The 12260-nt window shown below is 40.1% G+C and carries 13 protein-coding genes; 1 reads left to right on the forward strand and 12 read right to left on the reverse strand.

Annotation, left to right across the window (positions count from 1 at the left end):
- Positions 1-525: 525 nt before the first annotated feature.
- The 3 genes from J7J00_RS04565 to J7J00_RS04575 all read right to left on the reverse strand — a co-directional run bounded on the left by J7J00_RS04565 (position 526) and on the right by J7J00_RS04575 (position 3204).
- Complete coding sequence (locus tag J7J00_RS04565) at positions 526-840, reverse strand: hypothetical protein (RefSeq protein ID WP_179891008.1); 315 nt, start codon at positions 838-840, stop codon at positions 526-528.
- Positions 841-1104: 264 nt separating this feature from the next.
- Positions 1105-2340: a S1C family serine protease gene (locus tag J7J00_RS04570; protein WP_214787916.1), complete on the reverse strand. Its 1236-nt coding sequence runs from the start codon at positions 2338-2340 to the stop codon at positions 1105-1107.
- A gap of 192 nt (positions 2341-2532) precedes the next feature.
- Positions 2533-3204, reverse strand: a complete 672-nt coding sequence (locus tag J7J00_RS04575) for a hypothetical protein (RefSeq protein WP_214787918.1) — start codon at positions 3202-3204, stop codon at positions 2533-2535.
- A gap of 190 nt (positions 3205-3394) precedes the next feature.
- Here J7J00_RS04575 and J7J00_RS04580 point away from each other — a divergent pair, with 190 nt between their 5' ends.
- A complete protein-coding gene (locus J7J00_RS04580) occupies positions 3395-3751 on the forward strand; it encodes a hydrolase (RefSeq protein ID WP_214787921.1) in 357 nt (118 codons plus the stop codon).
- Positions 3752-3890: 139 nt separating this feature from the next.
- Here the strand turns inward: J7J00_RS04580 and J7J00_RS04585 are convergent, their stop codons facing one another.
- The 9 genes from J7J00_RS04585 to J7J00_RS04625 all read right to left on the reverse strand — a co-directional run bounded on the left by J7J00_RS04585 (position 3891) and on the right by J7J00_RS04625 (position 12243).
- Positions 3891-4343, reverse strand: coding sequence for a helix-turn-helix domain-containing protein (locus J7J00_RS04585; RefSeq protein ID WP_214787924.1), 453 nt, complete (start codon positions 4341-4343; stop codon positions 3891-3893).
- 1110 nt (positions 4344-5453) lie between these two features.
- The gene (locus J7J00_RS04590) at positions 5454-5708 is read right to left on the reverse strand and encodes a YciI family protein (RefSeq protein ID WP_214787926.1); all 255 of its coding nucleotides are present in this window, start codon (positions 5706-5708) and stop codon (positions 5454-5456) included.
- 13 nt (positions 5709-5721) lie between these two features.
- Positions 5722-7164, reverse strand: coding sequence for an aldehyde dehydrogenase family protein (locus J7J00_RS04595; RefSeq protein WP_214787929.1), 1443 nt, complete (start codon positions 7162-7164; stop codon positions 5722-5724).
- A gap of 37 nt (positions 7165-7201) precedes the next feature.
- Positions 7202-7507: a hypothetical protein gene (locus J7J00_RS04600; RefSeq protein WP_214787932.1), complete on the reverse strand. Its 306-nt coding sequence runs from the start codon at positions 7505-7507 to the stop codon at positions 7202-7204.
- A gap of 100 nt (positions 7508-7607) precedes the next feature.
- Positions 7608-8168, reverse strand: coding sequence for an NADPH-dependent FMN reductase (locus J7J00_RS04605; RefSeq protein WP_214787935.1), 561 nt, complete (start codon positions 8166-8168; stop codon positions 7608-7610).
- Between the two features lie 57 nt (positions 8169-8225).
- On the reverse strand, positions 8226-9710 hold the full coding sequence (locus J7J00_RS04610) for an aldehyde dehydrogenase (RefSeq protein ID WP_309487132.1): 1485 nt from the start codon (positions 9708-9710) through the stop codon (positions 8226-8228).
- Positions 9707-10519 carry an alpha/beta fold hydrolase gene (locus J7J00_RS04615; protein WP_214787938.1) on the reverse strand — a complete coding sequence of 271 codons (813 nt, stop codon included), beginning with the start codon at positions 10517-10519 and terminating at the stop codon, positions 9707-9709. Before J7J00_RS04615 ends, J7J00_RS04610 begins: the two co-directional genes overlap by 4 nt.
- Positions 10519-11097 (reverse strand): amino acid synthesis family protein, encoded by a 579-nt coding sequence (locus J7J00_RS04620; RefSeq protein WP_192207708.1) that lies wholly within the window; start codon positions 11095-11097, stop codon positions 10519-10521. Before J7J00_RS04620 ends, J7J00_RS04615 begins: the two co-directional genes overlap by 1 nt.
- Positions 11098-12243, reverse strand: a complete 1146-nt coding sequence (locus tag J7J00_RS04625; protein WP_214787941.1) for an LLM class flavin-dependent oxidoreductase — start codon at positions 12241-12243, stop codon at positions 11098-11100.
- Positions 12244-12260 lie beyond the last annotated feature (17 nt).

Raw genomic sequence — 12260 nt, forward strand, 5'->3', positions numbered from 1 at the left:
GGGGTCAGTCAAACTAATTACAACTAGTCAAGTTGTTTATCAATCAATATCAGTAGGACAGGACAACAACCATTTTACAAAAAAATACATTTTGTGGTTCAATAAACTCCGCTTTTGGAAACTCACTACTCAAAAATCAACGACATCCCTTTTGTATCTTCAAGGAAAAGTGCATAAAAAAACCACAAAAAAAGGACTTTTTAAAAGTGTCCTTTTCTCGTGGATATAGTTCAAAATGCAAAGTGAAAACTTCCTGGCGTTCAGGCAGTTTGGTTTGAATGTCCAAGCACATCGTATGTATTTCAAATACAAAGGGTTACTTGAAATATTTTTTTGGTACATGACGAGTGCAGTATATTGTATTGAATTAAAAAGTAGCCAACTGATAATTAATCCAAGTCCTTCACAAAATGAAAGCGCATTCAATCATTCGGATCACTTTGACTTAAATTCTTTAGACAGGCGTTCATCCATGTTAGTAAATCTGATGATAGAATGCAAGTTCATTATGCTATATTCCTCGTTTTAGTTACTGAATTCTGTACTTCTTTTTGTTTGAGTGTTAGCCTTTGACTTCATTTTTATGATTTTAGTCGTTTCCGGTACAATTCTTTCACCTTTATGTGTTTTCATTACCATTTCTTCTGTCAGGACAAAAAATATACCAACTAGAAAAATTGCAGCTGCGCTTAGTGTGATGGCGATTCCAACGGCGGTAAATATATAATCTTTATTGTAATCGCTTACAAAGAAACTTAAAGCAAAAATAATAATTCCGATTACACAACCTGTGCCCGATACCCATTTCACTGCATCTAACATCTTCTGATTAGCTTCCATAATTTCATCCCCTTTCTTTCTATTTTATGACATTTCACAAATTTGTCAAATCTTTTCTATATTTTAACATATTCACAATGAAAACCTTGACAAGTAGAACACGCTGCTATTAGATTTTAGGTATTAAAGACTATATGAAAAATTCGAAAAACAGTGCAAATACACTATCTATTTTTTCCGATATTAACCTTTTGTATACTACTAAAAACTTCTCGACTTCCAATTAAAAGCCCCCTGATGAATAATCAGGGGGCTAACTACCTTCTATGGTTTTTGCAAGGTTAACGTTACCGTTTTCTCTTCAGTACCCCGATATACTTTAACCTTTACTTTATCGCCGATTTTCTTATCTGTATATAAGTACTTCCTTAATGCAGCGGCTGTATTTATTTTCGTTCCATCAATTTCAACGATGATATCCTGTTGCTTAAGCCCTCCATTCGCTGCAGCCGATCCTGCTTCAATACTCGTCACCATTACACCGGACTTCACGGCTTCAGGAACATTTTGAATATAATATTGCGGCAGTTCTTCCATACTGGCCAAGCTGACTCCTAAATATGGACGCGTGATTTTTCCATTTTCAATCAGCTCCGTAACAATCGGAATCACATCATTGCTTGGTATGGCAAACCCTAAGCCTTCCACACCGTTTTCGGAAATCTTCAAGCTGTTTATGCCGATCACTTCCCCAGCGGTGTTGATCAAAGCACCGCCGCTATTGCCAGGGTTGATCGCTGCATCTGTTTGAAGGACATCAAGTTCCCACTCCCCATCCGAGGTATCGACTGAAATGGAGCGTCCGGTCGCACTGACGATCCCTTGTGTAACCGATCGTGAAAAATCAAGTCCAAGTGGGTTGCCAATTGCCAATACTTCTTCACCTGGACGCATGCTATCAGAATTACCGAATTTAATTCCCTCCGGTGCTTTCGAGGCATCAATTGTCAAAACCGCTAAATCTGTCAAAGCATCCGCGCCGACAACCGTTGCCGTTGCTTTTTGTCCATCATACAATGAAATTTCGACTTCCTTAGCTCCTTCAATAACATGATTGTTCGTAATGATATAGGCTTTCCCATTAGCTTTTTTATAAATGACCCCTGAGCCAGTGCCGCTCTCAACCGTTTCGCTCTCCGTGCTTTGCTGTTGGTACGGGTTCTGGTTTTGCATCTCCTGTAAATTCACGACCCCTACAATTGATTTGGATGCTGATTCGACCATCTTTGCCCTATCATTTGAATCCGTACTTGTCGATAACTTTTCCGCCGTGACACTTTTATCCTTTTCAACACTTTCCGTTTGCTGTACACCTGCCGTTTCTGTTGCCTCATTCACTGAACTTTTCCCATGATCTATAAAATCCCCGCCAAATAGAAATACAGACGATGTAACCATAGAAGCAACCGCTCCGGAAACAAGACTGGTTACCCAAAGAGATTTACCCTTTTTCCGTTCTGCCTTGACTCTGACTTGCTCATCACCATTATAATTCTCCATCTTTACCCCTCCTAGGATTGTCCTTTACTTGGCTCAATCATAAACAGTAAATATTAAAAAATCCTTAAGAAAATAAAGAATAAGGTGACCTTTTTACAAAAATTATAAAATTTTATCGAATCCTGTACTTTGCCGCGCCACAAAATAAAAAAGGCCTCAACAGGGGCCTTTAATCCGACCATTCAGTTATCCTTACATGACTTCATAAACTTCTTTAGTCTTCTTATTCACGCCATACCAGCCCCAAGTGGTTTTGTGGCCACTTTTCTGACTAGGTTCATCCACCTCGAAAACATGAAAAATATAATCTCCCTTTTCGGAATCATGATCATGTTCGATATGCAAATTCGGGAAATTTCCCATGTCCACATAATCCTTCACAAGCTTCTCCGCCTGAGATTTACTTAATGTACTAACCGAATCCTTGCTTCCTTTGCCTTTTGTTTCCGTTGCCGCCTTATCTTCTACTTTGGATCCGTCCTCAGTTGCTTCCTCCACCGGTTCGTCATTCCCCTCTACAGTTTCTATCGTGGCGGAGTTTGATACCGGGTGCATTTCCACCGCCTTTGAAACCATTTGTTTACCTTCCCGATATTTTGCTTTATATGCGGTTGCTTTTTCAAAATCGCTTTTGGCCGAACCAAAATCCTGTTCGTCGTAATACTTCATCCCACTTGCCAGAAAACCTGAAAGATCCATTAACTCCCTTGCTTCCGGTGTTTTTGCTTCTTTATAAGCTAATTCAAATGCCTCATGGGCTTCTAAATAATTTTCCTCATTCAACTGACTTTTCCCTAAATCCATATTGGAATCATAATTCCTTGTTACGCAGCCTGAAGCAATCAACACAAAAAAAATAACCATGATTGACCTCTTCACTATGTCACTCCCTCACTTTTCCATAATATTCTGTAAATCCATCTTAAACCATTTGATAAGAAATCCGATACCTCTATTTCCTATCTTTTTCATTAAGGAAATGTTTACGTTCATGATTAACTTTTTACAAATAGTGGTACAGAATAGATAAATGCTTGAAAGGATGATGTGCAGAATGATACAGGAAAAACAGACCTACCATGTCGATTTGGTCAGCGGCGACGTACTCGGACAAAAACTTGAAGAGAATCCGAGCTTCACTATACACGCAACTGATGAGGAACTTGCAGAATTGAAACAATGCTTGGAGGAACACCGGACAGATGACCTGGAGGCATATGCCCGTTCACATGTGCCCTACCTTCTCTATCATCATGACCGGGCAAATGATAAATACGATGCAGCCATGAAAAGACTTTATGCCCTCATTTATAAATTAGGGGATGAAACGGCACGAAACCATATTGAAGAAATCGGCATATTGAAAGATAACAAATTCGAGGGAAAAGAAGAAGTGCAAAAGTTCAAATAACAAATAGGAACAGAACCTAAAATTCAAAGGTTCTGTTCTTTTATGATCAAGTTCAATCAAATAGTCTCCCCATCTCCTAATATAGGAAAAAAAGATTCCATTTTGTGATTCATTATGCAGTTTTATATGCAGGGTCCTTTCAATCTACATATTTATCTTTCAAATAGTCTGAACCTACACCACCAATAACCATCAAAGCTAATGGTAAAAAGTTCGATACAACTGGCATGCTTTTTAAAATTGTAATATCGGTCCCAGCAAATTTGTTAAGACCAAAAATGGTTAATTTAGACACTAACAAAAATGCTCCTATTAATAGCACGATATCAAAAAACATTTTCCTTTTTGGAAATGCTAACTGCTTACTTTCCCTTATTATTTTTTCTTTCAATTCCTCGTCACTCCTTAATAATTCATCTACCGTAATTTGAAATAAATCACTTAAATTAATGAGTACTTCAATACTTGGATAATTTTTTCCCGTTTCCCATTTGGACACAGATTGGCGACTCACGTGAATCTTCTCTGCAAGATCATTTTGTGACCAATTTCTTTTTTCCCGTTCTTTTTTTAATCGTTCGCTAAAAATCATAATGAGTTCATCGCCTTTCCTACTCCTAGTATTGTGAGATGAATTATGCAAAGTAAAGATAGTAATAAGCGCATTACTATGCAACTTATGAGTGACACCGAAGAAAACCTTGATATATCAAGGGAATCAGTTTAATTTTCAGGAACTGCTGTAGAAAGTTCAAACTAAAAAGAAATTGCAGACAGTCAAAAAAAAGCGGCGGTGACTTTGGAAATAACAAAAAAAGCAGCTATGTAAGCAGCCTCTCACAGACTGTAGACAAATTCGAAGGAAAGGAGTTTTGCCTACAGTTTTTTCTTTTAAAAAGATTCAGTTGATTTCAGAAATCCGCTTCCTTTCTGCCGGCTGTCTGCCAAGCCTCATCAAAGCAAGCGCCTTTGGTGTCTCGACTAGCCAGTTTTTCGGCAGGAGTGTCGCAAATTTCTGCAATCCATTAAGGATTACAGTAAAAAACCATGAAGAGTTTTAAAATCATGCTTCGGGATGAAGACCATTCCGCCCCCCCCTTTGTAGACAATAGGGTTTCTATCTAAATTTTTAACACAAAGTTGATTGGAACGGAAGGTGCGAGACTCCTGCGGGAAAAGCGAGTCCAGGGGAGACCCCGCAGGCGCAAAGGCGCCGAGGAGGCTCCCGGACCGCCCGCGGAAAGCGAGTGCCTGGAGTGGAATTCAACGTGCATATTTAACAAACCCTCAAAAAAAACGTTCCAGCTGTTTTCAGAAATTTTATTGTAAGCAGCTACTCAATCATATAATTGTTTAATCTAATAAGCCATCTTGCCATCACATATATCAAGAATTTGCCAATTGACCATAATTCAAAAAAAGCCTTGTATAGACAAGACTTTTAAACCTATTTATATATATCGGTGTAATCCACGCTTGTTTAACTTCACGAAGGATTTATTTCGCTCTTTGAACCTTTTTGCACTAATACTTTCGCATTTAACAACCGGCAGTTATCAAAGGGTCGTAAGGTCTGATTAATATAGTTACTCACTTTTGGTAGAACTTTATTTATGGAGTTGACCTGCACATGCATTATAAAGAGGGTTGCTGAGGCAACCCTCTTTATAATGCAATGACACGCACTCATAACGTTTCGTTATTAAATGTTCCACTCTTTTAATTCCAGTCTACGAACTTTATATACAACGTGGGGATCATTTTCCGCTAATGAGAGTGCTTCTTCAAATGTGTCTGCAATATAGACAACCAAGCCGCCTGAGCCATCTGCAAAAGGCCCTCTTGCAAAAACCTTCCCTTTACGATCAAGTTCGTTTAAATACTCGATATGCTGTGGGCGCACTTCTATATTTTTTTCAGCATCAATCATATGTAAAATTGCTGCATAATAAGCCATGCTTTTCCACTCCCTAATTTCGGTTCCAGACAACCAGCTTCATTTCTGTCATTTCTTCCACTGCATATTTTAATCCTTCACGGCCAGTTCCACTTTCCTTCACTCCACCATACGGCATATTATCCACACGGAATGTCGGAATGTCGTTGATCATGACTCCACCAACTTGTAAATTTTCTGCCGCATCCAGTGCTGTACGTACATCGTTCGTATAAATCCCTGCTTGCAGGCCGTAATTGGAATCGTTCACTAAATCAATTGCTTGTTCTACTGATTGAACCTTGTTAATCAACACGATTGGGGCGAACACTTCATGACAAGATACCTTTGAGTATGCATCAGCATCTAATATGACGGTCGGATGAAGGATATTGCCTTCCGCTATTCCACCTGTTGCAATCTTGGCTCCATCTTGTTTCGCCTCCTCAATCCAATTGAGGGTTCTATCAACATCATTCGGGGAAATCAAAGCGGAAATATCCGTTTCTGGATCAAGCGGATCACCTAATTTTAATAGTTTCGTTGCTTCTATAAACTTTTCAACAAAACGATCATAGACTTCTTCATGAGCATAAACCCTTTGCAAAGAAATGCATACTTGTCCCTGGTTTGAAAATGCCCCAGTCACACAACGGGAAATAATCTTATCGATATCCACACCACTGTCAATGATGACAGCTGCATTGGATCCCAGCTCCAGCGTCACTCGTTTCAATCCTGCCTTGTTGCGGATGCCAATCCCAACTCCTGGGCTACCGGTAAAAGTAATCATGCTTACTCTAGAATCTGTGACCAACTTGTCTCCAACCACTCTTCCTCCACCCGTGACCACATTTAATGCTCCTGCAGGCAATCCTGCTTCCTGTAATAGTTCTCCAAGGAATAGAGAGGATAAAGGCGTTTGGCTTGCTGGCTTTAATACAATTGTATTTCCTGCGGCGATGGCCGGACCTACTTTATGGGCGACTAGATTCATAGGGAAATTGAAAGGTGTTATGGCCCCAATCACTCCAATTGGTTCACGTACAGTGTAACCAAGTCGGTTTTCGCCACCTTGGGCGGCATCCAGCGTAAGCGTTTCTCCATGAATTCGTTTCGCTTCTTCAGCGGCAAACTTGTACGTTTCAATTGTCCGCGCCACCTCGCCCTTCGCGGTTGTAACCGGCTTTGCTGACTCAATAGATATGATTTGAGCGGCTTCATCTGCGCGCTCCTCAAGAAGTTGGGCCAATGTTTCAAGGATTTTCGCACGTTGGTGGGCCGGCATTTTTGCCATCACCTTTGTAGCTTTTTGCGCTGCTTCGATAGCTTGGTCGGTTTCCTCGTCTGTAGCCAAGGGGATTTCAGCTATGACTTCACCTGAAAAAGGAGATCGAAGTTGACTATACTCCTTGGCCTCCACCCATTCCCCTTTAATTAGTAAATGTTTTTTTTCTACTTTATCTATGATTGTCATGTTCTCAGCCACCCTTCACTCTTTGTATGTGCTTCATCTAAAGATTAGAGGCAATTTTTGAAACGGTCGATTCCAATCTTAGAAAATAATATTCTTCTAATTTTGTCGTTAATCCACCGTGACCGAATTTATAGTGGTTATTTTCTTTCCCGGAACTTTGCTTAATAAATTCAAGAAAATATAATATGCTATTTCTTCTTTCTAGAATGTTACTAATTCCTTGCTTATAAAACCAAGCATCAATGGTATTATAAACCCCTCTATTAATCCCATACTGTTCATTACAGACTTTAATAAAGGATAAATCAGTTAAGTTTATTATCTCTTCTACATCTAATAGCAATTTGTCCCCTCCTTGCTACTTAGCTCTGCTAATTGAAATGTACTCAATTCCAAAACGATTTATCAGCTGGAGTTTTTTCATTTTGTAAATCTACTATTTTTTAGCTTAATTGGTGCTCTGGTTTAGTACTCTTCAATGCTTTTTGCATAAAAACGACTTCTTCACCCAGCATTGAAATACGTTCCAAAACTTCCTCATCAACCAGTTCGTTTTGTGTATTGAAATGGTCGTTATGAGCATAAACAGAGCCAGGTGCAACAAATGCTCGGAAATAACTGGCTATAGGTTTCAGCTGATTTTCAATGACTAAATAATGCTGGTAGGTTCCACCAGTAGCCACAAGCCCCATTACTTTATTACGGAAATCCTTCGGGGGGATTAAATCAAATAAGTTTTTAAGAGCACCCGTAATCGATCCTTGGAATATTGGTGTTCCTATAATGTAAAAGTCTGCTGAGGTAACGATATCAATTACTTTTTTCGTATCTCCGGTGTATGTTGACGGATTACGGCCATCACAAAATTGAACATCATACTTTTTCAAATCAAGCAGTTCGACCTCGATATCTGGATGGTTATTCTTAACTTCCTCTAAAACCTTTTCAATAACAACTTTCGTCTTTGTTCCTATGATCGTTCCTGAAATTCCTAGTAATTTCATTTCACTTTCCTCCTTATTAATACACATCGATAAAAGGCGTCTACCCTTCAAATTTCACTACCTCATTATGAACGGGTCAGGAATCGGTTCAGATGATGTATTGATCCAAACCACTTTATCTTGCATATATTCATGAATCGCTTCATAACCGCCTTCTCTTCCATAACCGCTTAGGCCAGAGCCGCCGATTGCAGCAATTGGTGAAATACTTCGATAGGTATTCACCCAAACGATTCCAGCACGTATAGCTTTCGCGACTCGATGGGCTTTTGCAATATCACTCACCCAAATTCCGGCCGCTAATCCGTAATCAGTACTGTTTGCTAATTGAATAACCTCTTTTTCATCTTTAAAAGGGATAACACTTAACACAGGACCAAATATTTCTTCTTTAGTAATGCGGGAATCGTTATCGTGATGCTCGAAAATAGTGGGCTCAAAATACCATCCTTTATCTAAATATTCAGGCTTTTTACCTCCGCAAACAAGTTTTCCACCTTCATCTAACCCGATAGCTACGTATTTTTGGACACGCTCCAATTGGGCTTGCGTTGCCAGCGGTCCCATTTCAGTATCATCTCGAAAAGGATCACCAATCTTAATTTTCGATACACGGTCTACGAGTTTTTGCATCACTTCATCGTAAATGTCGACATGTAAAAATGCACGTGAACCAGCCACACAACTTTGTCCCGAAGCACCAAATATACCAGCTATGATTCCCATCGCGGCATTATCCGGGTTAGCATCCTCAAACACGATATTCGGTGATTTCCCTCCAAGTTCAAGTGATACCTGAGCAAAATTTTGAGCCGAATTACGAACAATATGCCGTGCTGATTCCGAACCTCCCGTAAAGGCCACACGCCTTACAAGAGGATGGGAGGTGAGTGTATCGCCTACAGGCATTCCAAATCCGGTAACAACATTGACTACACCAGGTGGAAAACCAGCCTCTTCAACCAGTTTCACCAGCTCCAATAGAGATGCCGAAGTCATTTCTGAAGGTTTAATGACTATAGTATTTCCTGCTATAAGTGCAGGTGCAAGCTTCAAGGTTGTTAAATAAAGAGGGGAATTCCAAGGAGTAATGGCGGCTACTACCCCCAGCGGCTCTTTGGACGTAAAAGCGAACATATCTTTTTTATCAATAGGTAAGGTTTGACCATGGATTTTATCTGCTAGCCCTGCATAGTAATAGAAAAATTCAGGTAAATACTTTACCTGACCACGCATTTCACGTATTAACTTCCCATTATCCAGTGATTCGACTTTCGCAAGCTCTTCAGAGTGTATAGCAATCAGCTCTCCAAGCTTTCTAACCAGGCGCCCCCGCTCTGTGAATGTCATATCAGTCCATCCTGAATGCAAGAATGCATTATGCGCAGATTGAACGGCACGATTTACATCTTCAGCATTCCCTTTTGCGACTTGACACCAAGCTTCTTCAGTTGCAGGGTTATAACTATCGAAATATTCACCACTTGATGATTCTACCCATTCTCCGTTAATATACATCTGATATTTCTTCAGCTCTTTCACATCGAGTCACCCCTTTGCTTTTGCCTTTCAATAAACGACCTAATAGCTTCGTTCACTATTTTGGATCCTTCCATCGGTAGCATATGCCTCATATTAGGTACTATAATTAGTTCTGAATGTACAATCTTTTCATGCATTTGTCTCGCCATTTCGGGATTTGAACCTACATCATGCTCCCCTGTTATAATTTGGGTCGGTATATTAATCTGGTGAATCTGCGGCCACAAATCTTCATCCGCTGTTGCAAATAGTGTATAGGCAGCTAAATATGAAGCAGCGTCGTTTGTCTGAAGTCTTTTCCGAATCTTACTGACGGTTTCTTCCTGTAAGTTTAAGAATTCTGGATTAAACCAGCGTTTAATGGCTGGTTCAATTGTTGCTAAAGGTCCCGTTATTTTCACTTCTTCCACTCTTTTTAAAACGGTTTTCCTCTGTTCCTTCGTCCGATTGGCCACTGCGTTCATGATTGTTAGCGTTTTCACTTTATCCGGATATTTTAATGCAAATGCCTGAGCGACCATACCACCCATGGAGAAACCAATAATATGACTTCTCTCAATTCGTAGGTGATTCATCAGTTCTGCTAACTGCTCAACAAACTGAGAAAGGGAATAAGGACCCGGAGGATGCTCAGATCCTCCGTGCCCAACCATGTCATATGTGATAACACGGAAATGTTTCGACAAATCTTCAACTTGTTCTTCCCACATCGTAAGATCAAGACCAACACCATGAATAAAGATAAGCGATTGACCAATCCCTTTCTCTTCATAATGAAGTGAAACTTTTCCATGCAATGCAGTTGGCATTAAACCAGCCCCATTTCAACCATATCTTGATGCCTGTTTCCTGTTCTTGGATGAGGACGTCCTCCTGTAGAAACCCCAATAGCAACAACAATCTCATCGGCCCTCGGTGCATCAGGTATAGAAGCTTCGAATGTAATGAAATGAGAACGTTCAGAATCATCTGTCTTATGTACCATCGGTATGAGCACCGCAGTTCCAGCTCCACCACGCTTATTAGTAAAGCTCAAGATACTCGTTCCTTTCACAGCGTCCCGGAATTTGTTACCGAATTTCAAAGTATGGATAAAAGCTGATGCATGTTCAACTTCCCCATCCACTCCCACGACAGCTGCCTTGCCGAATGCCTCGACATCATCAGCCGAATCAATGTGCTTAAATAGTTCAGCAACTAATAGTTCACCAATTTGCGGTGCATATTCGTCAATTTCCGGTTTTAAATTATCAACATACCCTCTGCCAGCCCATGGGTTTTTGATAACCGCCATAGTTATTATCATCTTGATGGGATTCTCTACTTTTTTACCGCCCTCAATACGTGTTTCTTCAATAGCTGTATACACTTTACGAATATCTAACATTTACATTACCCCCATTTTAGTTTCTGTGAATTTTGGCATAACTTCTTCCGTGAACAATTTTAAACTTTTCATCATTTTTTCATGTGGCAAACCATTATGGTTGACCCAAAGCAGTAATGTTTCTAAATTCAGCTCTTCCTTCAATTCTTGAATTTTCTCTGCTACATAGTCAGGTGTACCAAACAATAAATTTCTTGGATGTAAGAATTCATAGTTCAATTCCTGTCCTTCCTTTACTGTTTCGCCCGGATCCATAAGGTTGCTTAGCCCCCTCCAGTGACAAATCCAGCGATAATTGTTCAATACTGCTTCTGCCGCATCTTGACGAGCCTGTTCCATGGTTTCCGCTACATATACATCACGTACTAAAGCAATACCCTGACCAAGTGGGACTTCATAGCCTTTTGCTTTGGAAGCCCTTTCCCGATACAGTTCAAAACGGCCTTTTAGTTCTTTGACGGTAGGCATCCAAAACATTCCTTGTATATCGTTTTCCGCAGCCAATTCAATAGAACGCGGTGAATCAATTACTTGCCACAGAGGAAGTGATTGCTGGTAAGGTCTAGGCATAAGGGATATTTTATCAATTTCGCCTTTTTCCATATCCATGAATTCCGAAGTTGATGGACTCATAGGGTGACTCCACTTTAACCCTTTAGGAGGAAATTGATAGATGTCACCTTGATGTGAGAAGAAACGGTTTGACCAAGCCTTTTTTAAAATTTCCAATGTTTCTTCAAACAGTGCCCGGTTTTGTTCTTGATTTGCTGGATCTGCCAAAGTGTTTAGATTAGCCGCTTCCCTTCCGTATAATCCACGAGCCAGGCCCACTTCCACACGACCTTTGCTTAACTGATCAAGCATTGCTATGTCTTCCGCCAAACGCAGTGGATGCCAGAAAGTGGCGACATTGGCAGCTTGGCCAATTCGAATGTTCTTTGTACGTGCAGCAATATCGGCACCCATTAAGATCGGGTTAGAAATCAGTTCATTTCCTTCATGACCAAAGTGGTGTTCGGTATACCAAATCGAATCATAACCATTTTCATCACAGTAAATCGCTTGCTCACGGGCTTCATCCAACACTTTATAATACTCATCATGTCTTCCCTGTCCTGCAAGATTTGCAAAGATTCCAAATTTCATAAAACTCATTCCCCCTC

The sequence above is a fragment of the Bacillus sp. ISL-4 genome, assembly GCF_018613275.1.
Classification (GTDB): domain Bacteria; phylum Bacillota; class Bacilli; order Bacillales; family DSM-1321; genus Peribacillus; species Peribacillus simplex_E.